Origin of the sequence: Propionispira raffinosivorans DSM 20765 (genome assembly GCF_000381065.1) — a bacterium.
In the GTDB taxonomy this organism is placed as follows: Bacteria; Bacillota; Negativicutes; order Selenomonadales; family Selenomonadaceae; genus Propionispira; species Propionispira raffinosivorans.
In genome coordinates, this window is the sequence record NZ_KB905839.1 from 82,276 (window position 1) to 106,354 (window position 24,079).

General features: G+C 40.9%; 25 protein-coding genes. All 25 read left to right on the plus strand.

All coding sequences use genetic code 11. The features are described 5' to 3' along the window. Nucleotides 1-15: 15 nt before the first annotated feature. On the plus strand, nucleotides 16-465 hold the full coding sequence (locus F606_RS21895) for a sigma-70 family RNA polymerase sigma factor (RefSeq protein ID WP_322786203.1): 450 nt from the start codon (nucleotides 16-18) through the stop codon (nucleotides 463-465). A gap of 13 nt (nucleotides 466-478) precedes the next feature. Then, on the plus strand, nucleotides 479-658 hold the full coding sequence (locus F606_RS23885; RefSeq protein WP_322786204.1) for a sigma factor-like helix-turn-helix DNA-binding protein: 180 nt from the start codon (nucleotides 479-481) through the stop codon (nucleotides 656-658). A gap of 167 nt (nucleotides 659-825) precedes the next feature. After that, the gene (locus tag F606_RS22090; protein ID WP_019551867.1) at nucleotides 826-1,425 is read left to right on the plus strand and encodes a hypothetical protein; all 600 of its coding nucleotides are present in this window, start codon (nucleotides 826-828) and stop codon (nucleotides 1,423-1,425) included. A 42-nt stretch (nucleotides 1,426-1,467) separates the two neighbouring features. Further along, nucleotides 1,468-3,453, plus strand: coding sequence for an outer membrane protein assembly factor (locus tag F606_RS0100375; RefSeq protein WP_019551868.1), 1,986 nt, complete (start codon nucleotides 1,468-1,470; stop codon nucleotides 3,451-3,453). Between the two features lie 36 nt (nucleotides 3,454-3,489). Then, on the plus strand, nucleotides 3,490-4,770 hold the full coding sequence (locus tag F606_RS0100380; protein ID WP_019551869.1) for a hypothetical protein: 1,281 nt from the start codon (nucleotides 3,490-3,492) through the stop codon (nucleotides 4,768-4,770). Nucleotides 4,771-4,904: 134 nt separating this feature from the next. Continuing rightward, nucleotides 4,905-5,375 carry an OmpH/Skp family outer membrane protein gene (locus F606_RS0100385; protein ID WP_019551870.1) on the plus strand — a complete coding sequence of 157 codons (471 nt, stop codon included), beginning with the start codon at nucleotides 4,905-4,907 and terminating at the stop codon, nucleotides 5,373-5,375. Nucleotides 5,376-5,459: 84 nt separating this feature from the next. Then, entirely contained in the window at nucleotides 5,460-6,437 is a 978-nt protein-coding gene (locus F606_RS0100390; RefSeq protein WP_019551871.1) for a hypothetical protein, read from the plus strand. Nucleotides 6,438-6,464: 27 nt separating this feature from the next. After that, on the plus strand, nucleotides 6,465-6,935 hold the full coding sequence (locus tag F606_RS0100395) for an OmpH/Skp family outer membrane protein (protein WP_019551872.1): 471 nt from the start codon (nucleotides 6,465-6,467) through the stop codon (nucleotides 6,933-6,935). 18 nt (nucleotides 6,936-6,953) lie between these two features. Beyond that, the gene (lpxD, locus tag F606_RS0100400) at nucleotides 6,954-7,979 is read left to right on the plus strand and encodes a UDP-3-O-(3-hydroxymyristoyl)glucosamine N-acyltransferase (RefSeq protein WP_019551873.1); all 1,026 of its coding nucleotides are present in this window, start codon (nucleotides 6,954-6,956) and stop codon (nucleotides 7,977-7,979) included. A gap of 51 nt (nucleotides 7,980-8,030) precedes the next feature. Next, nucleotides 8,031-8,678: a YjbH domain-containing protein gene (locus tag F606_RS0100405; protein ID WP_245542064.1), complete on the plus strand. Its 648-nt coding sequence runs from the start codon at nucleotides 8,031-8,033 to the stop codon at nucleotides 8,676-8,678. A gap of 34 nt (nucleotides 8,679-8,712) precedes the next feature. Next, nucleotides 8,713-9,576, plus strand: coding sequence for a lysophospholipid acyltransferase family protein (locus F606_RS0100410; protein WP_019551875.1), 864 nt, complete (start codon nucleotides 8,713-8,715; stop codon nucleotides 9,574-9,576). Nucleotides 9,577-9,661: 85 nt separating this feature from the next. Continuing rightward, nucleotides 9,662-10,486 carry a UDP-3-O-acyl-N-acetylglucosamine deacetylase gene (gene lpxC / locus F606_RS0100415; RefSeq protein WP_019551876.1) on the plus strand — a complete coding sequence of 275 codons (825 nt, stop codon included), beginning with the start codon at nucleotides 9,662-9,664 and terminating at the stop codon, nucleotides 10,484-10,486. Nucleotides 10,487-10,560: 74 nt separating this feature from the next. Then, nucleotides 10,561-11,004 (plus strand): 3-hydroxyacyl-ACP dehydratase FabZ, encoded by a 444-nt coding sequence (gene fabZ, locus F606_RS0100420; RefSeq protein ID WP_019551877.1) that lies wholly within the window; start codon nucleotides 10,561-10,563, stop codon nucleotides 11,002-11,004. A gap of 205 nt (nucleotides 11,005-11,209) precedes the next feature. Beyond that, nucleotides 11,210-12,022 (plus strand): acyl-ACP--UDP-N-acetylglucosamine O-acyltransferase, encoded by an 813-nt coding sequence (gene lpxA / locus F606_RS0100425; protein WP_019551878.1) that lies wholly within the window; start codon nucleotides 11,210-11,212, stop codon nucleotides 12,020-12,022. A 90-nt stretch (nucleotides 12,023-12,112) separates the two neighbouring features. Continuing rightward, the gene (locus F606_RS0100430; RefSeq protein ID WP_019551879.1) at nucleotides 12,113-12,919 is read left to right on the plus strand and encodes an LpxI family protein; all 807 of its coding nucleotides are present in this window, start codon (nucleotides 12,113-12,115) and stop codon (nucleotides 12,917-12,919) included. A 92-nt stretch (nucleotides 12,920-13,011) separates the two neighbouring features. Further along, nucleotides 13,012-14,172 carry a lipid-A-disaccharide synthase gene (gene lpxB, locus F606_RS0100435; protein ID WP_019551880.1) on the plus strand — a complete coding sequence of 387 codons (1,161 nt, stop codon included), beginning with the start codon at nucleotides 13,012-13,014 and terminating at the stop codon, nucleotides 14,170-14,172. Between the two features lie 28 nt (nucleotides 14,173-14,200). Beyond that, nucleotides 14,201-15,934 carry an ABC transporter ATP-binding protein gene (locus F606_RS0100440; protein WP_019551881.1) on the plus strand — a complete coding sequence of 578 codons (1,734 nt, stop codon included), beginning with the start codon at nucleotides 14,201-14,203 and terminating at the stop codon, nucleotides 15,932-15,934. A gap of 76 nt (nucleotides 15,935-16,010) precedes the next feature. Beyond that, entirely contained in the window at nucleotides 16,011-18,494 is a 2,484-nt protein-coding gene (lpxK, locus tag F606_RS0100445; RefSeq protein ID WP_019551882.1) for a tetraacyldisaccharide 4'-kinase, read from the plus strand. 33 nt (nucleotides 18,495-18,527) lie between these two features. Beyond that, entirely contained in the window at nucleotides 18,528-19,262 is a 735-nt protein-coding gene (gene kdsB / locus F606_RS0100450; protein ID WP_019551883.1) for a 3-deoxy-manno-octulosonate cytidylyltransferase, read from the plus strand. A 158-nt stretch (nucleotides 19,263-19,420) separates the two neighbouring features. Next, nucleotides 19,421-20,245, plus strand: coding sequence for a 3-deoxy-8-phosphooctulonate synthase (gene kdsA, locus F606_RS0100455; RefSeq protein ID WP_019551884.1), 825 nt, complete (start codon nucleotides 19,421-19,423; stop codon nucleotides 20,243-20,245). A 19-nt stretch (nucleotides 20,246-20,264) separates the two neighbouring features. Continuing rightward, complete coding sequence (locus tag F606_RS0100460; protein ID WP_019551885.1) at nucleotides 20,265-21,233, plus strand: KpsF/GutQ family sugar-phosphate isomerase; 969 nt, start codon at nucleotides 20,265-20,267, stop codon at nucleotides 21,231-21,233. A 1-nt stretch (nucleotide 21,234) separates the two neighbouring features. Beyond that, nucleotides 21,235-21,801: a KdsC family phosphatase gene (locus F606_RS0100465; RefSeq protein ID WP_019551886.1), complete on the plus strand. Its 567-nt coding sequence runs from the start codon at nucleotides 21,235-21,237 to the stop codon at nucleotides 21,799-21,801. A 93-nt stretch (nucleotides 21,802-21,894) separates the two neighbouring features. Then, entirely contained in the window at nucleotides 21,895-22,809 is a 915-nt protein-coding gene (locus F606_RS0100470) for a lysophospholipid acyltransferase family protein (protein WP_026329158.1), read from the plus strand. Continuing rightward, nucleotides 22,802-23,359, plus strand: a complete 558-nt coding sequence (gene lptC, locus F606_RS0100475) for an LPS export ABC transporter periplasmic protein LptC (protein WP_019551888.1) — start codon at nucleotides 22,802-22,804, stop codon at nucleotides 23,357-23,359. The genes F606_RS0100470 and lptC overlap by 8 nt, the downstream gene beginning before the upstream one ends. Beyond that, nucleotides 23,356-24,042 (plus strand): LptA/OstA family protein, encoded by a 687-nt coding sequence (locus F606_RS0100480; protein ID WP_019551889.1) that lies wholly within the window; start codon nucleotides 23,356-23,358, stop codon nucleotides 24,040-24,042. Before lptC ends, F606_RS0100480 begins: the two co-directional genes overlap by 4 nt. Nucleotides 24,043-24,079: the final 37 nt, after the last annotated feature.

Genomic DNA, 24,079 nt, shown 5'->3' on the forward strand with positions numbered 1-24,079 from the left:
GGTGAGGTGATAGGCATGGAACTCCAAGAATATCTGCAAGAACTAAAGAAAATTGAGATCTTAGATTTACCCCACGAGATGGAATTGTGGAGTGAATGTAAAATTAAGCAGAATATGGATGCCAGACGGATATTAATTGAATCCTATCAGCCACTGGTTTTCAAAGCTGCAATGCAATTTAGCCGGTTGAGTAATATCATGGATATTATTCAAGAAGGCACCGTAGGACTCATTGAGGCGGTAGAAAAATATGATCATGAACGTGGTGTGGCGTTTAGTTTATATGCGCTGCATCGTATTCGTGGCAGAATGTTAAATTACATCAAAAAAGAAAATAGCTTTGATTTTGTTTATAATGAAAATACTGTCTCGGCAGATGGAATGGAAACTTTTAATATCGAAAATATTGTTGATAACGCTGCGAGTGTTATGCAGCAGGCAGAGACTAATTTTCTAGTGGATTGAGCTCAAAAGTGCCTTGGAGCGCTTACCACAAAAAGAACAGATGGTTTTAAGCAGTGTTTATTTGGATAATCAGGAACCGCGCGAAGTGGCGCAAGCCCTTTCGGTCAGTACAACCCATGTTTATCGGCTGCAAAAGGCGGGTATCCGTCGAGTGCGGGGAATGCTGTCTAAACTGATGCAGCAATGGCGATAAATGCATAACTATTTGTATAATCGAGTAAATAGGCTGTTAAGAGATGGAATACCGAGTATAATTCATGTTATCCCATATATCGTTCATTTTTACGGAAATTTCATTCGTGTCAATATACCATGAATGATGGAATATATTAAGTAGGATGTTTGCTTAGGGGTGATACGATGTCGGATCAGAAAAAAGGCATGAAAAAACATGTCACAGCCGCTAAGGAATGGCTGGGTAAAGCAGAACAGTCCTTTGATCAGGAAAATGAAATAAAAGGTGACTTGAATATGATGCTTGCCCAAGCTGAACTGCAGCGGGCGCAAGAAACAAAAACAGGCCGGATTACGCGAATTTATTTTTGGGTTAGAACTGTAACGGCCGTTATGACAGCGGGGATTATCATTGCTGTTGGCTGGAATAGTGTTTATCATAGTTCAACGAGTCAGACGGATGAACACCTACTAAATCAGCAAGGAATACAGGTTCAAACCGTAGCTGAAGATCAACATAAAAACAATCAAAAAATTCTGCAAGCTGAAAGTAAACAAGCTGTTGTAGAGCCGTTGGAACAGAAAAAAATATATGAAGATGGGGAAAAAGCGGTTGCTGTATCTGAACCAAAAAAAATTATAGTTGATAAACCGATGCAGCAAACAGCAGTAGAATCTGAAATGTCTAATAAGGAGATACCGCAAGAACCGTCTTTAGAAGTTCCCCCGCCTAAAATGCAGATGCTGATGCGTGCTGCAGGTAAAACATTAAGAGGTCAGCAATAATAATTTAAATAGCGTTTTGAAACAATTTTAGGAGGTCTTGGATTGAGTAAGAATAAATATAGATCAATTGCTTGTGCGTTAGTATTGACAACAAGTTTTATCGCTACAAATTTAAATCCAGTTTATGCAGATGAGGTGGCAGCGGATAATCAAGATCAAGTAACAACGCAGCAAACGGATCAAACTGCAGCTGTAGACAATCAGACGGTTTCAGCACAAGAAACGACGGAGGCCGATGCAAATAAAAAGGCACCTGAACCAGCAGCTGAACCGCCCAAAACAGCCCCTCCAGGTGCACAAGCACAAGCACCTGTCTCATTGGCTGCTGCTGAATTCGCAGCCAAACAGCAGGCACGCAGTCAAGTCGAAGCCGAATTAAAACAATACGTTGGGCAAACAATAGTTTCAGTTAATATCACAGGCTTGAAACAGGTTCAAGAAGCGGATGCCATGGCACCAGTTAAGATAAAAGCTGGTGATACGGTCAGTATTGATGCTGTTACACAGACCAGCCAGGCGATTGCGGAAACGGGATATTTTTATGATGTGTATTATACGTTTGAACCAATTCCCGAAGGTGTGAAACTTACCTATCACGTTATTGAAAATCCAATTTTAAAATCTGTTGAAATTAGCGGTAATAAAGCCCTGGATACAAAAACAATTGTAAGTTTGCTTACGGTATCGCCAGGAACCATTCTGAATACAAAAACCTTGAACACAAATATTAAGGCGATTGAAGCCAAGTACAAAACGGATGGATATATTCTTGCCAAAATCAGCGATATTAGTATTACGCCAGATGGTGTCTTGAAATTAACGTTTAATGAAGGAACCCTCGAAGGCTATACTGTTAAGGGCAATGAGAAAACGAAAGCACGAGTCATTACGCGTGAAATGCGCATGAAGCCGGGTGAACCTTTTAATGTAAAACAGGCCCGCCGCAGTATGCAGCGTGTTTACAATCTAGGCTTTTTTGAAGATGTTAATATGAAATTAAATCCGGGTCGTGAACCAAATTCTGTAGTTCTTGAAACGACAGTTGTTGAAAAACGTACAGGAACATTTGCCGTGGGGGCTGGCTACAGCAGTAAAGATGGTATGATTGGTTTGATTGAAGTGGGAGATACGAACTTCCGTGGCATTGGCGATGCGGTTAAGATTAATTATGAATTTGGCGGTACGGATAATGCCTATAATGGTTTTGTTTTCACGTATACAAGGCCTTGGCTCGACAGTAAACAGACAACTGGCACAATTCGTGTTTATAATAAATCCTCTGAATATGATGACTATGATACCAACGGACATTTAACTGAAACCTATGATAAGAAATACAGCGGTGGTGAAATTTCCTTAGGCCGTCCGGTCAGTGAATATTCAACAAATTATGTTACATTAAGAGACCGTACAGATTATTACAAAGGGCATGTCGATGATTCTGGCACAATAGATCGCAGTACGCCTGCTTATCAATCTTGGCGGGATGCGAATTTTGGTGAAACACGCAGTGTGACTTTGTCCCATGTGACGGATACGCGCGATAATATTTATTCGCCAACCGAAGGCACTCGTGTGGCATTGACTACCGAATTTGCTGGTTTAGGCGGCGACTTTAATTATCAGAAATACACGGTTGAAGATCAAAGATTCTTCAAAGTTGGTCATGCACAAGTCATCGCGCTGCGGGGGCAAGTTGGTAAGGCGAACGGATCACTACCGGAATCGGCTCGTTATATGGTTGGCGGGCAGACTACACTGCGCGGCTATCGCGATGATCAGTTCCGCGGCAATACGATGATGCTGGGAACGGTCGAGTATCGTTTTCCAATTGTGAGTAAAGTTCAGGGAGCTTTGTTTACCGATTTTGGTGATGCTTGGGGTGGTCAATCCAATGAAGACTTTGAATTTCATAAAAGTATCGGTGTTGGAATACAACTTCAAACACCAATCGGCCCGATTCGTTTAGACTATGGACGCGGTGAAGATGGCGGCAGGACCCATTTTAGTTTGGGCGGTACATTCTAATATACATCCGTGTTTTGACGCAGGAGGAGTTGCTATATGCTGCGCAGATGGCTGCTTATTATAATACTATGTACGATTGGTCTTGTTTCGACAAGTGCTGTTGCCAAAGCAGCTCCGGCACTTGTTGATACGGTGCAGGTAGAAGTGCAGGCAGATGGACATTTACCACTTTTAATTCAAAGACGTATGGAAGCTAGTGTACATACGATTGCCGAACAAGTCCTTACTGGACACAATGTAAATGAGGCAATACTGAAACGTATGGAGTATGAACAGCTTATTCGCGAAGTTTTTAATCGAATACTGATAGGTTATACAGTAACAGCGGTAAAGGTTATTCCCGGCAGTGATACGCAGGTAACAGTCAAACTTGTACCATGGGATGATGTAATTAAAAAAATAGATACAACGGTTCAGGTAGAAGGCATGCCGCTTGAAATAGCTGCATTGGCTTTACAGGATGTAACTGGTATTGAAAACCTTTTTGAACAAAATATGCTGGGACTTCCCATTGATGCAGCGGATTGGACAAATGGTATTTTAAAAAGCAGTCTCAATTCTTTCATGCAGGAACATTTACCGGAATTCAGGGCTGATTTTGATGTAGAACCAGGAACCGTGACAAAGGTGAAAATTGTTCTTTATCCAAAAGTTCCGGTGGTGCGCAATGTCGATTTAGCAATGCGTTCCGAATCTATGCCAAATATACTGCTCTTAAACTATCGACCGCAAATTCAAAAAAAAGCGGATATCATGCTGGGGGTTCCTGTTGATTTTGTCAAACGTCATAGTGCATATTTTAATCAAGTCCTTGTAACTTCACTGGATGAACAGAAAGATTTTCGGTTTTTACGTGTTAAAACTACGGTTGAATTGAATCCTGGTGAAAAAACGTATGTCAAAAGCTATTCGGATACCGAACGTTATCGTTTTACATTGGAAGGGTATTTTGATTTAAATAGCAAAGATGATAATACCGCATTTCGTATTCATTTAGGGCGGTTCATATCATCGTTGGATGAAGTCTTCACGGAAATAGATTTTTATCCGCAGTCTGTTACCTGGAAAGCTTTTTATGGTTACGAACGAGAACTGCTGCCAACGGTCAGAATGGGAATGAAATATGACAGCAATGCCCATAATGGAGTTTTTCTTTTAAAGAAAAAGTTTGATAATAAATGGCTGTTGCGTTATGAATATGCTTTTGCGGATCAGACAGAAGAAATGGGTCTGCGTTATAAAATACATGATTTTGTCAGTCTCGAATATATTATGGATGATAAAGACAGCTGGCTCAGGCTTATTGGTAATTTTTAAATTCCTTGAATCTCAAAAAAGAGTTTGTTATAATGAAGTTGCTGTTTATTTAGGCAGTTTTTTATTGTAAGGAAAGAACGAAACTATGTTCGTCGTTGATTAATTAAATTCCCGCAAGGGTAAAGGAGAAAAACATGATAAAATTTGAAAAAAAACAGGTAAAATTAATTAGTGTTGCAATTGCGTTGGTCTTTGTATTTAGTATTGTAGCAATTGCTGTATCGCAAACAGGTAGCATGGGGATTGCATCTGCCGCCTCTTCTTCAAATGTTGGTATTGTAGATTATCGTCAGGTTATGTCACAGCATCCAGATCTTGCTGCTGCTAATACAGAAATGCAGAAAGAAATCGATAGTGCTAAAACGGATTTTGAATCAAAATCTGCTGGTATGAATGATCAGGAAAAAGCAGCCTATTATCAGCAAACACAGCAGCGCTTACAAAATAAAGAAAAAGAGCTGATTGAACCGATTCGTACGAAGATCGAAGAAGCTATTAAAAGCATTGCTGATGCAAAAGGATTATCCGTTGTTTTAGATAAAAGCAATGTAGTTTACGGTGGTCAGGACATTACGGCTGATGTAGTTAAAAAAATTACGAAATAAGAAAAAAGAATAGCTTTATTGATGAAACGATAAATACCGAGCCTGGGTGACCGCGCTCGGTATTTATTAGGAAGGGTGGGTTTTGTGGAAGAACGTAAAAAGAAGATTATTGCAGGCTCTTTAACCTTAGTAGTTTTAGCTTTTTTATGTGGACTTTATTGGCAAAATCATAAAGAAACGACTACTGCTGGCAATCTTTCGACGCAAGACTATACCATTGGTGTCATTGATTTGAAGCAGGCAATGCAAGCTCACCCAAGATACAATGATCTGGTTAAACTGCGTAAAGAACGCAGTACACTCGCAGCAGCAGCAGCAGTTAAAACGGATTTTAATCTTGTTAATCCACCACCTGTTATCGATGCGCAGGCATTTGATGATTCTGTAAAGCAGCAAAGCAGTCAGCAAATAGAAGAAAACAAAATTAAACTGAAGCAAACAGTCCTTAATCAGAAAAAGACGTTAGGTGCGTCGGTGGCTGCGCAGCGAGAAGCTGATCTTGAAGCGGTTCGAGAAAAATATTTAAATGTTATATTTAATTTGCAGCTGCAATATGATAACTTAAAAGCGAATAATGAAGTTAAACAGCAGTTGGCTGCTGATATAGAAGCAGAACGGCAAAAACGTAATCAAGAACTTGATGCAGTGAATCGACAATATGATAAAAAGGTTCAACAGTCATTGCAAGTCTTCATCGCACAAAAACAAAAAGAACAGCAAGCCTTTGAAACAGCATTGCTGCAGCAAAAGCAGCAAGAAGCCGCCGCAAATCGCCAGCAGGCACAAAGTCGTGATGATCAAACTATGAAGGATCAGGCAATGCCATTTTCGGTAGATGATATCATGCAAAAAAATGAAGCTCTGAATAACAAGGATAAAGAAATAACCCTGTTAGAAGATTTGATCAAGCAAGATATTGCTGGTATTGCAGCGAAAATTGCTATCACCAATCATTTGGAATGTGTCTTTGCCAATGTAGAAGTCAATATTCATGCACTTGATATTACGGATGATGTAATCAAAGAATTTCAAACAAACAAGCCGGTTCCGAAGAACGAATAAAGAAAGCAGAAAAGTGGAGGCACTATAATGAACTTAAATAAGAAATCTCTATGTGCGCTGCTTATGGTCGGTATTATCGCCATATTTGTCAGCGGCTGTTCAAATACAAAAATGGGGGTAGTTGATACGGAACGTATCATGAAAGAAAGTCCTCAGATTCAAACAATAACGAAAGCGCAAACTGAACAGTATACGCAAAAACAAAAAGACCTTACGGAAAAACTGCAAAATGATAAAGCGAATATGTCAGATGCAGATTATCAAAAATCAGTTAATGCAGCAAAAGCAGAACTTAGTGGCATGGAAAGCCAATTTAATTCTGAACTCAAAACTACGATTGATAAAGCCATGGCTGATGTGAGTAAAGAAAAAAATCTATCGGCAGTCGTGATGAAAGATCTTGTACAAACAAATCAGATGGGTCAACCGACGAAAGAACAGTTTGTTATTCAGGGTGGTATAGATATTACCGATGACCTGATCCAAAAATTACAATAGTAAAAGAGGGAGTTTCTTTTGGAAAAAACATTAGCAGAAATTGCTCATATTGTAAATGGGAAGATTATAGGCAGCGGTAATATAACGATCACGGGAGTAACGAATATTGCTTTAGCTGGAGAACATGATATTACGTTTGCGGTCGAACCGCATCTACAAGAAGCAGAAAATTGTAATGCTGGCGCTGTTTTATTGCCAAATACGATTACTGACTTTGCTAAAACTGCGATTTGTGTTGAAGAACCAAGGGCCGCATTTACAAAACTTCTTGAAGTATTTAATCCACCGCTTACCATCCGCCGAGGAATCAGCGAACAGGCGTTTATTGGTCAAGACGTAAAGCTTGGGGAAAATGTTTCAATTATGCCATTTGCTGTTGTGGATGATCATGCAATCATTGGCGACAATGTAATTTTATATCCGCATACCTATATCGGCCAACATGTAAAAATTGGTGATGACAGTCTGCTTTATTCGAATGTGACCATTCGTGAATTTTGTCAAATTGGTAAACGGGTTATTATTCACAGCAGTACAGTAATAGGTGCTGATGGTTTTGGCTATATTACGAAAGACGGCAAGCATTCTAAAGTACCGCAGGTGGGTAATGTTCGGATTGAAGATGATGTCGAAATCGGCGCGCATGTGGGCATTGATCGAGCTACTACGGGATCGACCATTATTGGACAGGGGACAAAGATTGATAATCTGGTACATATCGGACACAATTGTGAAATCGGCGCCAATAACCTGATTGTTGCACAAACGGGCATTGCCGGATCGACAATTGTCGGCCGCAATGTAACATTTGGTGGTCAAACTGGGTGTGTTGGACATATTCATATTGGCGATAACACTGTTTTGGCCGCTCGTTCGGGACCAATCAGTGATATTCCAGCTAATGTGTTTTATGCAGGCTTTCCGGCGCGGCCGCACCAAGAATGGCTGCGAAACCAAGTCGCATCGAAACGTTTGCCGGAAATGATGAAAACGATTCGAGATCTCGAAAAACGATTGAAAAAACTTGAACAAGATAAATGTTGATTGTTTTAAGGCAATCATAAAAGAGACTGCGGGCATAGGGCAGTCTCTTTTATGATTATAATTGGAGAAAGGATAGGTCTTATGCAAAAATCCATACTGATTATGATTGTTTGTCTGGGGATTTTTTCACAGGCGAGTGCGGCACCTGCTACTACGGGAACCACCGGAAATATTGATACACCATCCGCGGATGTTTTAAGACCCGGGCAGGCATCTGCTGCGTATTATAAACTAAATGAAGGAAACGATCTCACTTTTGGGATAAACATCGCGAAAAACGTTGAACTGAGTGGAGCCAGACAGGAATATAAACATACAGCGGCTGAGACCTGTCTGAACCTAAAATATGGTGTACTGCATGAGGGCATATTGACCCCTGGCGTGGCCGTGGGGATTGAAGATATAACCAATCAGAAAGAACAGACGGTGTATGCCGTTATAAGTAAAGGACTGCCGCTGGGTATGCGAGTACATGCGGGAGTTGGCAATGGACGTTATGATGGACTGTTTTTTGCTGTTGAAAAAAAACTGATTCCAATGTCAATCGGTGGTGTTTTTCCAGATACATCTTTAATTATTGAACATGATGGACATGCCATGAATTATGGACTCCGAATGTCTATTGTCGCTGGCTTGAAAGTCGATGCTGGCTGGCGTGACAATTCGTCTTACATTGGTTTCACCTATAACTGTTATTGATAAGTATGCTTAAATCAAAGCTGGGGATGATAAAATGAGTTATTATATAAGTAAAATTTTCAGCCACATCATTTGTTTGCTGCCAAATCGTGTGAATCGAAGCCTAGGCAGCTTTCTTGGCGAATTGACATGGCTGCTGGTCCCTAAAAAAAGAAAAAGGATGGCAGTTCGTAATATTCTACAATGTTTACATGTTGCGCCGGCAGAAGCTGCACAAATTGCCAAAAAGAGCTGGACGCGCTTTGGCAGAATGATTATTGATATTTTACTGTATCCAAAAATTAAGCAGAATATTAATCGTTATGCAGTGATTGAAGGTCGGGAATATTTAGAAGAAGCACTCGCTTTGGGACGAGGCGGTATTATTGCTACAGCACATAGCGGAAACTGGGAACTTCTCGGCGGGGCATTAGCCAGGAATGGATTTCCCCTTGTTGGCGTTGCTCAAAAACAAACACATAAGAATATGGATCGTTTTATTAATGAATATCGTGAATTGATAGGTATGCATGTCACGTATAAAACCGGAGTGCGAGAAATGATTCAAATGCTTGGACAAGGCTGGCTGATCGGACTGCTAATGGATCAGGATGCTGGATCAAATGGAATAATTACCAAGTTCTTTAATCGGGATACTGCTTGTGTACAGGGCCCGGCATCACTGGCAAGATTCAAAAATGCACCGATTTTACCTGTATTTATTACGGAAAATAAAGATGGTTTACATACGATACATATTTACAAAGCTCTTTTTGTAAATCAAACCAAGAATAAACAGGACGATATTGCCAAAATGACAGCGCAATTAACAAATATAATTGAAAAGCATATTCAAAACCATCCAGAAGAATGGTTTTGGCTGCATGATCGCTGGAAATCAGTTGAAAAACGTGGCTAAAAAGCAGATATTTTTTTGAATACTTGCAGGAATCGATAATATTTTGTAAAATAGACGAAGGCTACATGTCAGGAGGATATTTTTTATGCAATACCAAACCACAATTGCAAAAGACGTGACATATACGGGTAATGGTTTACACTCAGGCCGGAAAGTTACCATTACATTGAAACCGGCTCCGGTAGATACAGGTATCGTGTTCATTCGTGTTGATCTTGATGGATTGCCAAGAATAGCAGCTATTTCAGACAATGTCACATCGACCATAAGAGCGACAACGATTGCGGAGAATGATGTAAAAGTATTCACAATCGAACATCTCTTATCGGCTTTACATGCTGCCCGGATTGATAACTCTTTTATTGAGATCAATGCGGAAGAGCCGCCGGTAGGAGATGGCAGTGCGCTCATCTTTTTTGATTTAATACATAAAACGGGGATCAAAGAACAATCTGCCTATCGCAAAGAAATTATTATTGACAAAGTGTATCGGATTGATGATGATAATCGATTTGTGATGGTGCTGCCTTATGATGGTTTTCGCGTGAGTTTTACATCAATCAATCCGCATCGCTTGATTGGTACGCAGTATGTTGACTTTACCATGGATACATTGACTTACCAGCAAGAGATTGCCCCGGCGCGGACGATTGCGTATGAAAAAGAAGTGGCTGAACTGGAAAAAATGGGACTTGGTTTAGGCGGTACGTTAGAGAATGTCATTGTTTATAATGATGAAGGCTGGCTCAATAAGCTTCGATATGAAGATGAACTTGTCCGCCATAAGGTTCTGGATGTTATCGGTGACCTGCGTCTCGCTGGGATTATCCGCGGTCATGTCATAGCCGTACAATCAGGACATGCCTTAAATGCTCGACTAGCAAAAAAAATTACCGCTGCATTTAAATAAAAAAATTTTAAAAATATACAGGCGATAAGAAACTTAAACTTTATAAGTTCTAGATGAAAGAGAGGAAATACAATATGATTTTATCTGTAACTGATATACAAAAAATATTACCACACCGTCCGCCATTCCTTTTGGTAGATCGGATTATTGAACTAGAGCCGATGAAACGTGCCGTCGGCATAAAGAATGTAACTATGATGGAACCACATTTTCGCGGACACTTTCCAGGCAATCCAATTATGCCGGGCGTGTTGATTTTAGAAGCCATGGCACAGGTTGGCGGGGTGGCAATGCTTTATCCGGATGAAAATCGTGGCATGTTAACTTTATTTGGTGCGATGGACAATGTGAAATTCAAAAAGCCAGTTGTGCCAGGTGATCAGCTTGTTATGAAAGCGGAACTAGTAAAAATGCGTGGCTATATTGGTAAAATACATGCGGAAGCATTTGTTGATGATCAGCTGGCGGCACAGGCAGATTTTACATTCGCCCTTAAAAAACCGGCAAATGAACAGTAAATCAGCTGATTTTTTGTGTATGCCTTAGCTAACGGTCGATTTTTGCTGAATTATAGGTAAATTTGACTAAATTCTACAGGTGGAATTTATGATGAACAATTGGATTATAAAATTAGATGCAGTTATCATCAAGATAGCTGCTATGTGAAAAAATAATGCGCTGGGATACTAGCGGGGCTGAGAAGCTTAAGGAGTTGAAATACGAATGATATCAAACAACAAGGTCGTTGCTTATATACATGACACTGCTGTGATTCATCCAGGGGCTCGTATTGGAAAAAATGTGCAAATTGGGCCTTATGCAGTAATTGGTGAAAATGTCATAATCGATGAAGGTACTAAAATAGGCCCGCATGTAGTTATTACCGGCTGGACAAGTATTGGAAAAGATTGTGTGATTTTTCAGGGAGCTTCAATCGGTGAAGAACCTCAGGATCTTAAGTTTGCTGGTGAAAAATCTTATGTATTTATTGGGGATCGTACCAAAATCCGCGAATGTGCCACCGTACATCGTGCGACGGGTGAAGGCGAAGAAACCCGCATTGGTACAGACTGCCTTATGATGGCTTACACGCATGTTGCCCATAACTGTATTGTAGGTAATAATGTCATTATGTCGAATGCTGCGACATTAGCGGGGCACGTCGTTGTGGAAGACCGTGCTGTCATCGGGGGGCTTACAGGCGTACATCAATTTGTAAAAATTGGTCGCAATGCAATGGTTGGCGGTGCATCAAAGATTGTTCAGGACGTTGTGCCTTATACAATTGTAGATGGGCATCCGGCGAAAGTAGCAGGTCTTAATAGTGTTGGTATGGCGAGGGCGGGCATTGCTCTGGATTCACGTCGTAATATAAAAAAAGCTTACAAACTATTATATCGTTCGAGTTTAAGCCTGACGCAGGCTATTTCTATGATTGAACAGGAAGTAGATTCTTGCTCCGAAGTCGAACATTTTTTGCGGTTTTTACGCAATGCGGAACGTGGCATTTGTCGAAGCCGCCGCGATATAGAATAAATTAATTTAGAAGATGTATCATGCAATTATTGGGTGTATAATCATAACTATAATTCGATAAATTGAAAAAGTGTTTGCGGAGGATAGAACATGGAGAAAATAGGTCTTCTTGCCGGAATTGGTAAATTGCCGGTAGAATTTGCTCGGGCTGCATTAGCTATGGGGCTGGGAGTTTTTGCTGTTGCTCTGGTTGATGGCACAGACGAAGCATTGAAACAGAATGTTACAGACATGCAAAAGATAAGTATTGCGCGTCTTGATACAATTATAAAATATTTAAAAGAACATGGTATTACGCAGGTTACAATGATTGGTAAAGTCACGAAAGAAATCATGTTTAGCGGCGAACATGCACAGCCGGATGAGCGGATGACAAGGCTGCTGTTATCATTATCAGATCGCAGTGATGATACAATGATGTTTGCGTTTATACAGGAACTTGCCAAAGAAAATATTCAGGTATTTGATCAAACGGCTTTGATTCGGAAGCTGATGGTGCATGAGGGGATTCTTACCAGACGGGAGCCGTCTGCAGAGGAAAAAGCAGATATGGACTATGGATTTCAGATGGCGAAAGCCATTGGCGGTTTGGATATAGGACAAACCGTTGTTGTAAAACATCAGGCAGTAATGGCCGTAGAAGCAATTGAAGGCACGGATGCCTGTATTCTTCGTGGCGGGAAGCTGGCGCGTGGCGGTGCCATTGTGGCGAAAGTTGCAAAACCGAAGCAGGATATTCGCTTTGATGTACCGGCGGTTGGGGTTACAACAATAGAGTCTATGATTCAGGCAGGTGCAGCAGGGCTTGTTTTAGAAGCTGGCAAAACTTTGCTGGTAGAAAAAGAAAAAGTGATTGCACTGGCTGATAAAAATGAAATAACCATTGTCGCTATGTAAATCAAGATTTATGAGGCGCGGCGGATACTTTTACAGAAAGTGTCCTCGCGTCTTTTTATGCTTGAATGGATAGAAGTTGGAGGAAGAGGAGCATGTATAAAATTATGTTTTCTGCCGGGGAAGTCTCTGGCGATTTACACGGTGCGGCTATCGCTAAGGCACTGAAGAAAATCCAGCCAGAAAGCAAACTATTTGGTTTCGGCGGTGAAAAGATGCGCTCAGCCGGTGTAGATATCCTCTATGATATGAAAGAGTATAATGTTATGGGATTTTGGGAAGTACTCAAAAATTTGCGGCGGATGTTTAAGCTTCGCGATGATTTACTTATGGTCATCCAAAGAGAAAAACCAGATCTTCTAATTTTAATTGATTATCCTGATTTTAACTGGCGGCTCGCTGAAAAAGCTAAAAAGCTGGGTGTGCCGATTTTTTCGTATATTCCACCATCGGCTTGGGCCTGGCGCAAAGGCCGTGCGAAATCAGTGGCGAAAATTGCCGATAAAATTGTAGCGATTTTTCCTTTTGAGCTTGCTGCATATGAAGCAGTGGGCGCTAATATTGAATTTGTTGGCAATCCTATGATTGATTCAGTAAAACCAGAGATGGATAAAGCAACGGCGGCAGATTATTTTGACGCAAATCTAAATAACCCTAATGTTTTGCTCTTACCGGGCAGTCGTCAGCAGGAAGTAACAATTTTATTGCCGGAAATGTTAAAAGCAGCAGAAAGTATCTATGCTAAATATCCAGAAACACAGTTTTATCTGCCGGCAGCTGCAACGATTTCACGGACGATGCTGCAAACAATTATTGCACCATTTCATCTGCCGATTCGTATAACGGATACCTATACGTATGATTTGATGAATATTTGTGATGTAGCGGTTGCCACTTCGGGAACCGTCACATTAGAAGCAGCTTTAATGGAATTGCCCACAGTAGTACTTTACAAAATGTCACCTATTTCTTATTTCATTGGTAAGCTGTTTATTCATGTTACTAATTTTAGTTTGCCAAATATTATTGCGGGCGAACGGATCATTCCGGAACTTCTCCAGCAAGAAGTTAATACAGAAAGAATTGCACGTGAAATGCTTGCCTTGTTTAAAGGTACGGCCGGTGCTGCTGCTGTTAAACTTATGCTGGCCCAAACCAAAGCTAAACTTGGCCAGCCACATGCAGTAGACCGCATCGCAAAGCTCATTATAGAAGCAGCTGACCATTGTGCATTGCAAAATTCGAACAAGAATTGAGATTGAATCAGCGGAGGAACTACATAAAATGAATAATTATAAACGTTTGCTTTTGTTTATAAAACCTTACTTGCCAAGATTGGGTATGGCAGTTGTCTGCATTGTTTTTGCAGCGGCCGCGAATCTTTACGTACCATGGATTATTAAAGACATTATTGACGATGTTCTGGCGAACCGTGATATGCAGATGCTCAATACAATTGCCATTGGGATTGTTGTGGTCTTTTTTTTGCGAGGGTTGTTTTTTTACGGACAAACTTACCTGGTGTCTTATATTGCCCAAAAAGTAATTATCGATATAAGACAGCTGCTTTATATGAAATTCCAGCGTTTATCACTGGCCTACTATGAAAAAAAACAAACGGGGACCATCATGAGTTATATTACGAATGATGTGGCAGCTCTGCAATCAGCGCTGGTAGACAGCTTAATCGAAATGGTTACGGAAGGGTCTATCTTGATCGGTTCGGTAGCTACGATGTTTTATCTGCACTGGAAATTAACGCTGCTCACACTGATTACCGTTCCGCTGATTGCGCAGGCAATGAAAATTTTCGGCAGTAAGTTAAAATCAAGTGGTACCGTCATTCAGGAACGCATTGCCGACATTACATCACTTTTACAAGAATCAATATCAGCGGTTCGTGTGGTGAAATCCTTTGTACGGGAAGATTATGAAATAGAACGGTTTAAAAAGCAAAATTTCTTGAATTTTCGGGCCCAAATGAAAAATACGCAGCTCATGGCGATTCTTACCCCAACGGTAGAATTTTTAGCAGCGATTGCAGTTACGTTGATTGTCTGGTATGGTGGTTATGAAGTTGTTAATGGTACGATTACGGCAGGGGCTTTAATTGCTTTTTTAACCTATGCTGTAAATTTAGCAAACCCGGTAAAACGCCTTAGCCGGGTATATGGAACGATTCAAAAAGCCATGGCGGCAGCCGATCGTGTGTTTGAAGTACTGGATACCCAGGAAGATATCAAAGATAAAGAAACGGCGATTATTTTACCAAAAATTGACGGAAAAGTTACGTTTGAAAATGTTGTTTTTGAATATAAAAAAGACACGCCGGCACTTAGGGGTATCTCACTGGAAGCGAAACCAGGACAGATGGTAGCAATTGTCGGTCCATCTGGTGCCGGTAAGTCAACGATCGCAAATCTTATCCCGCGTTTTTATGATGTGAACTCTGGTGCGATTAAGATTGACGATATAGACATTCGTGATGTGCAGATGAATTCACTGCGAGAACAAATCGGTATTGTTCCGCAAGAAACAATGCTGTTTAGTGGGACTGTGGCGGAAAATATTCAATACGGACGTTTGGAAGCGACACTGGAAGAGGTGGTTGAAGCTGCCAAAGCTGGCAATGCCCATGAATTTATTCTAGAACTTCCCAATGGTTATGAAACAAAAATTGGCGAACGCGGCTCCAACCTCTCAGGTGGACAAAGACAGCGTATTGCAATTGCAAGGGCTATACTCAAAAATCCGCGGGTCTTAATTTTGGATGAGGCTACATCGGCGTTGGATACTGAAAGTGAAAAGCTTGTGCAAGGTGCACTTGATAAGCTGATGATTGGTCGGACTTCGTTTGTTATAGCTCACAGGCTGTCGACGATATTACAGGCTGAGCAAATCATTGTGCTTGATCGTGGTCAAATCAAGGAAGTCGGCACGCATGCAGAACTTCTTCATCAAAAAGGGCTCTATAGTAATTTATATAATATTCAATTCAATAAAAAAACAGAAATATGAAGACTAACATTTGAAAGTCAAACAAAGATCTAAAATTTTTTGCTGACTTTCAATTAGTACAAAAGGTGGAGACACTATGCAGATACTTTACAATATAGCCACAGTTCTGCTGGCGATTATGGCAATACCATTGTTGATTATTCGCGCGATAAGAGAAGATGGTTTTATCGAACGAATAAAGCAGAGCCTGGGAAACCTTCCAAAACATGCACTGGACGCGGTTGAAAAGAAACAATGCATCTGGGTTCATGCTGCTTCGGTTGGTGAAATCGTAGCGGCCAGTCCGCTCATCAAAGAATTTCGACTTGAATTTCCTAATAGTCCAATCTTAGTATCTGTTGTAACAAGCAGCGGCTATGCTATGGCCAATCGGATTGTAAAAGATGCCGATACGATTATCTATTTCCCCTTGGACTTACCATGGATAGCCGAAAGCCTTGTAAAAAAAGTTCAGCCACGTGTTTTTTTGCCAGTAGAAACAGAATTATGGCCTAATTTTCTGAAAGCTGCCCGTCGCTTTCATATTCCAGTTATGATGGTAAATGGCCGCATCAGTGATAAGAGCGTGAAACGATATCATCATTTACACAGTTTGTTAAAAGATATGATTGGCACCGTTAATACCTTTGCGATGCAGTCCGATATTGATGCTCAGTATATTGTTCGTCTCGGAGCATCTGAAAATCTCGTTACGGTTACTGGTAATACGAAATTTGATCAGACTTATACCAATGTATCACTAGCTGAAAAACAGCAAATGATTTCTGAGATGGGACTTACAAATGCTACCGGAATTTTATTGGCTGGCAGTACCCATAAAGGCGAAGAAAATCATATACTAGAGGCATTTCGGCAGCTTAGAAAAAAATTCCCAACGGCAAAACTGGTGATTGCACCACGTGATATCATGCGCAAAGATGAAATCATGACACTCTGCCAAATGTTTCAATTTAAAGTCAAGACCCGGACGGAGCTGCAAGCTCATCCCGCAACGGATCATGATGTGGTGATATTGGATACAATTGGCGAACTGGGTAAAGTTTATAGTGTAGGGGATGTTATCTATGTTGGCGGAAGCCTAATCCCCCATGGCGGGCATAATATTTTGGAACCGGCCGCACATGGTAAGGCCATTATTGTTGGCAATAAAATGTTTAATTTTAAAGATACGCATGCCCTTTTTTCTAAACGGAATGCTTGCATTACGGTTGAAAATCAGGCTCAACTAGGTGTGAGCATTGAAAACCTTTTTCGTGATTCGGTTGAACGATGCCGCATGGAACAGGAAACATTAGCTATTATGAAAGAAAATCGTGGTGCTGCTCGTAAAAGTGCAGTTTTGCTGCATGAACTTTTAAATGAATGTGAACAACGACAAAATTCCGGTATCGTTAAATCAACCGAAAAAATAGAAAATTTTCAGACGTATTTGTACCAACTGGTTCATGGGCGAGCGAAGCATGGTATTTTGTCACAATTTGCCATCAGTATTCTCTATAGCTTTTCGTTTATTTATCACTTGCTGGTGAATTTTAAATTGGCAGGTTATCGCTGGGGAATTTTGAAACAACAGCAGCTTGCCTGTCATGTAATCAGTTTGGGGAATATTACCGTGGGCGGTACAGGAAAAACCCCAACAGCCCAAAGATTAGCCCGCGCCATTCGTGATATGGGATATCGGGTTGTAATCTTGAACCGCGGATATCGGGCCAAATGGAAAGGGCAGGTCGGTGTGGTATCAGATGGTAAAAAACTTTATATGTCGGCGGCTGAAGCCGGCGATGAAGCATTCCTGCTGGCTAAAAATTTACCGAATGTACCGGTTCTTATTGGGGCCGAACGAGCTATTACGGGGCAATATGCTGTTGAGCATTTTGGCGCGGAAGTGGCCATTTTAGATGATGGTTACCAACATTGGCAGCTTAAGCGTGACATGGATATTTTACTGATTGATGCAATTAACGTGTTTGGCAATAGCTATATGCTGCCGCGTGGTACGCTGCGTGAACCGGTCACTCACTTGGATCGGGCTGATATTTGCCTGATGACGAAAGTTGACCAGGCTGCTCCGGGGGTTTGTGAACAAATTAAAGAAACAGTTGCAAAATACAATGAACATGCGCTTATTGTCGAAAGCATTCATTTACCACGCTGCTTTATTGAAGTAGCGGATTGGGATCGTGATATTGCGGCAGAAGGCATTGATATAAGTTATATGCATAACAAAAAAGTTATGGCTGTTTCCGCAATTGGCAATCCTGCATCCTTTGAGCAGACAATCAGTGATATTGGAGCTGTTATTGTTGAAAGTCTGCGCTATCCGGATCATCATGATTATACGACAGAAGAAATGCAGGATGTTTTTCGGCAATCGCTTACACAAGGTGTTGAGGCAATCATCATTACAGAAAAAGATGCTGTTAAGATTCCAAATGAGATCATCCATGCGGATCATCCAATCCCAATTTATGTAATCAGTATTGAAATTACCTTCCAGGAAGGCGATCTTGAATTCCATGAACTGTTAAGTCAAAGTCTTAAAAAAAAGTTGGGAAAATAAATAAAATGTAAGGCAAGATAGGAGTTGTTTTGCGTGAAAATATTATGTGTAATTCCAGCCAGATATGCTTCGACACGTCTGCCTGGTAAACCGCTTGCCGATATCAATGGGAAACCAATGATTCAAAGAGTCTATGAACGGGCCTGCCTGGCAAAAACTCCCGCACAGGTTTTGGTAGCTGCGGATGATGAGCGGGTATTTGATGCTGTCAGAAAATGCGGCGGGCAAGTAATGATGACAGCAAAAGATCATGCCACAGGTACAGACCGTTTGGCTGAAGTGGCTAAAAAATATACAGATATGGATATCATTATCAATGTGCAAGGAGATGAACCTCTGATTGAACCACAGATTATAGATGCACTGGCTGCTGCTTTTATAGAAGATCCCGAGCTTAACATGGCAACAATCAAAACACCGATTGAAGATGCTGAAAAAGAAAATCCAAATAATGTAAAAGTTGTAACAGATCGAAATGGTTATGCCTTGTATTTTTCGCGTTCTTTGATGCCATATCCACGTGTTGATACGGGGGTTCAAGTATATAAACATATCGGGATTTATGCTTACCGACGAGATTTTCTGTTAAAGTATGCAGTGATGGAATCTACACCACTGGAAAAAACCGAATCACTCGAGCAATTACGTGCCCTTGAAAATGGTTATAAAATTAAAGTATTGGAAACGAATTTTAAATTTGTTGGCGTTGATACACAAGAAGACCTGCTGAAAGTAAATGAAATCTATAAAGCTTTAGAAAATGTTTAAATGAAAAATCATAAAAGAAATTACAGCCAGTCTATCAGTCTGTCAGTAAGGGAATATAGGGCATCGTTTGCTTCCTCCGTAACGCCACTCAACCCTATACTCCCTTACTGACGATTGCCATATATAAATTTCGTAAATTTTGAAAGGTGGTATATAGTATGAATACAGTATCCGTGGGAAATATTAAAATAGGTACCGGTCATCCATTAGTTTTGTTGGCAGGACCTTGTGTATTAGAAGGACTCGAACGCAGTCTTAAGATTGGTAGAGGTATCAAAGCAATTACGCAGCGACTTGGTATACCTTATGTTTTTAAAGCATCGTTTGACAAAGCCAATCGTTCTTCCTTCAATGGGTTTCGCGGCCCGGGAATAGAAGATGGTCTCAAAATGCTGCAAACGATCAAAGACGAATTACAAGTGCCAATTGTCAGTGACATTCATAATGAAAATCAGATTGAAGCCGCTGCAAAAGTGCTTGATATCATTCAGATACCAGCATTTTTATGCCGCCAGACTGATCTTTTATATGCTGCGGCCAAATCCGGCAAAACCGTTAACGTAAAAAAAGGCCAGTTCATGTCTCCAAAAGACATGGAAAATGTCATCCATAAACTTGAAGAAGGCGGGAATAAAAATATTCTCCTAACAGAACGCGGCGCATCGTTCGGGTATAATAATCTTGTTGTAGATATGCGATCTTTTCCGATTATGCGTTCTTTTGGCTATCCAGTTGTTTTTGATGCAACGCATAGTGTACAGCTTCCTGGCGGGGCCGGCACCTCTTCGGCGGGAAATCGGGAATATGTCGAATATCTTACTCGGGCTGCTGTTGGTGCAGGGGTGGATGCACTCTTTATGGAGGTTCATGATAATCCGGAAGAAGCTCTGTGTGATGGACCTAATATGGTTTATCTTGATAAATTGGAAGATCTTTTAAAAGATGCATTAGCGATTAATGAAATTGTGAATAAACATAAATAAGAAAGTAGAGGGTATTTCCATGATTAAAGAAAAAGCAATTGAAACACTCAATATTGAAGCAGATGCTGTTCGGGCCCTCATCCCGCGAATTGATGACGAATTCGAGCAAGCTGTGCAGTTTATTCTGGCCGGCAAAGGGCGTGTTGTTGTAACTGGTATGGGAAAATCAGGCCATGTTGGCCGAAAAATCGCTGCCAGTCTGGCAAGTACAGGGACACCAGCATTTTTTATGCATCCCGGCGAAGCTTTTCATGGTGATCTTGGCATGGTAACAGAGAATGATATTGTTTTGGCAATCTCCAATAGTGGTGAATCGACTGAAATTGTAAATATATTAGCCTTAATTAAACGGATTGGCGCTACGATTATTGCGATGAGCGGTCGTCGTGATTCTACACTTGGGAAAAATGCGGAATTTTTCATTGATATTGGTGTAGAACGGGAAGCTTGTCCACTTGGGCTCGCACCAACTGCCAGTACGACAGCTACACTTGCTATGGGGGACGCCATAACTATTGCCCTCTTGTCGGCACGCAACTTTACCGCACAGGATTTTGCTTTATTCCATCCGGGTGGTGCTCTTGGCCGTAAACTTCTTTTGACGGTAGAAAATATCATGCATAGAGGTGAAGACAATCCGATTATTTCGGTTCGCCAAACTGCTAAAGAAGCATTGTTTATGATGACCGATAAAGGGCTTGGTGCAACTTCTGTCGTTGATGCGAACGGATTCTTCATTGGACTCGTGACGGATGGGGATATTCGCCGCGGCCTTGCAAAAGGAAGTCAGTTCCTTGATGAACCCATCGAAAATCTGATGACCAGAACACCAAAAACAATCAGCAAAGAAAAATTGGCAGCAGCAGCTTTAAGCGTTATGGAAAAAAACAAACCCCGTCCGATTACGGTGCTTCCTGTTGTTGACAATGAAAACAAACCAATTGGTATTGTCCATCTTACGGATTTATTGCGTCAGGGAGTTGTCTAGGATGGAAAAGACAGTAAGTCTGGATCTTATCGAACGTGCGAAAAAAATTAAACTTTTGATTCTCGATGTGGATGGTGTGCTGACAGATGGCAAGCTCATTATTGGCCCATCCGGTGAATTTTGCAAAACATTTCATGTACACGATGGTTTGGGGATCGCGCTTAGCAAAAAATTTGGTTTAAAAACGGCCATTATTACAGGAAGAACATCAAAAATGGTCGAATTCAGGGCTAATGAACTTAAAATTGATGCACTTTACCAGGGCCAAAGTAATAAAGTGCATGCTTTGGACAAACTGCAGCAGGAATTCCATGTCAATCTCGATGAAATTGCCTATGTTGGGGACGATTTGATTGATCTGCCAGTTATGACTCGAGTCGGTTTAGCTTGTGCTGTGCCAAATGCTGTGTGCGAAGTTAAAGCGAGGTCACATTACATAACAGCGGCTCATGGCGGACATGGAGCTGTACGACAGGTTATTGAAATGATTCTAAGGGCACAAGGTTTTTGGGATCAGATTATTTCAGATTATACGCAGGCAAAAACGTTCGAAGATATAGAGCAATAAAGAGAAAAATATGGTATGATAGATTATGAAGTCATTCCCCTTTTTGGGGGATTTTTATTACATTTGACTGATGGAAAAGGAGATTCGAACTCCATGCAATATAAAATTTTAAAATTGATCAGTTATATTTTATGCCAACTACCGCATTCTTTTATTTTGTGGCTTGGCAAATATATGGGTTTATTGTATTTCAACATTGCGGCGAAACAACGCAATCGTGCTATTCGGCAGCTCCGGGAATCACTTGGTAAATCACAAAAAGATGCGGAAAAGCTGATTCGAGGTTCTTTTATCAATATTGGTCGTAACTTTTTGGAAATTATGTATATGCCGAATTTAAAAAAAGAAAATTTCGAAACCTATATGGAAATCGATCATATAGCACGTTTTAAAGCTGCTCTGGCTGAAGGACATGGTGTCGTTATTTTAACGGCACATGTTGGAAACTGGGAATGGCTTTCAGCGGCACTTGTTTTTTCTGGTATACCACTTACGGCGATAGCCAAACCACAACCAAACGAGCAGCATACTCGAATATTAAATGAATTTCGGGCGATGGTCGGGGTGGAAATTTTTTCTCGTGGTACCAGTGAACTTCTTGGTGCTGCAAAAGCTCTGAAAAAAGGGAAAGCATTAGGCTTCCTTGTTGACCAGGATGCCGGACCGGGCGGTGCTTTTGTCGATTTTTTAGGGCGAACTGCCTCAACACCGATGGGACCGGCGGTATTTGCAAAAAAATTTTCTGCTCCCATTGTACCCGCCTTTATTGTTCGTAAACCAGATGGAAAGCATACAGTTATAATTGGTGAAGTACTCCATTATAAAGATAAAGGTAACTCCGATCAGGATCTATATGATCTTACGGTCGAGATGACTCGTATCGTAGAAAAGGTTATTCAAGAGAATCCCACACAATGGCTGTGGTTTCAGAAACGTTGGAATACGACACCCGAGATGAAAAAAACAAAACATCATACGGTGAAGCAACAGGTGGTAGAAAATGAATAACAAAAAAGGCAAAATGATTATTTTTGCATTTATTGCACTGGGGGCTGCTTTGATTTATTGGGCGATTGTCACCCAGCCAGCTCCGCAAAGTAAAGATATTCAGCCAGTAACAATGGATAATAAAAGTATGAGTTATTCAGGCAATACCATTACAGAGGCAAAAAATGGTGTGAAAATATGGGAAATGACAGCTGAATTTATCGAAGTAGATGCTGCCTCACAAAATGTGACACTCAAAAACATAACTGGTAAATTTTATCAACCAAATGGTGTCGTGGTTATGCTCACAGCACCACAAGCCCAATATGAAGCGAAAGCAAAAAACATTACCATCGCTGGTGGTGTGCATGCGACTACGACCGATGATAGTGATCTGAAGGCAGAAAAAATGTTTTGGGATGCGGCTGCGCAAACCCTTACAGGCGAACAAAATATTATCCTGACCCATGGTGATGCTGTGATTGTCGGAGATAAAATTGAAACGCAGGATGGGTTCCAAAAAGTCAAAGTAAGCGGGAATGCGCATATTACAAAAGGAGGAGCTCAATGATGAAACTAAAAAAAATGCAAATGGTACTGCTTACTATGGCTGTCTGCTTTATTTTGACCGGTACATTGTATGCTGCTGACAGTAAACCCGTTGAACTCAATGCAAATACCGTTGAATATGATACGCAGACTGGCCTGATTACAGCGACTGGCAGTGTGAAAATGATACAAGACGGAGCGGTTCTGACTGGAGCATCGGCGCAGTATAATTCCAAGACGCAGGAAGGTTTTGTAACTGGTGGCGTTGTGGCCGATAAAGAAGATATGCATATGACAGCTTCTATGATCAAAACATCAGGTCCAAATCATATGATAGCAACAGGTAATGTAGTTGTTGTAAAAGCCGACAAAACATTAACTGGTCCGCAAATTGATTATTATCCAGACACAAGTTATGCAGTCATTGAATCGAATGCGCGCGTGACAATGACAGATGGTACATTTACCTCAGATCGTATGGAAGCATATCTTAATGAGAATCGCTTGATTGGTACAGGTAATGTCCATATTGTCAGTCCGCCGAGAAACTTAGATGCAGTAGGCGATCAGGCCACGTATTATGGAAAAGATGATGGCAAGGTTATTTTGACGGGAAATGCTGTGGCAACGCAAAATAATAATACACTGCGTAGCAATAAACTAACGATTTATCTCGCGGGTGGAAAAGCCGATGTAACAACATAATGAAATTAGTTTAGTATATATAATGCAATTTATATAT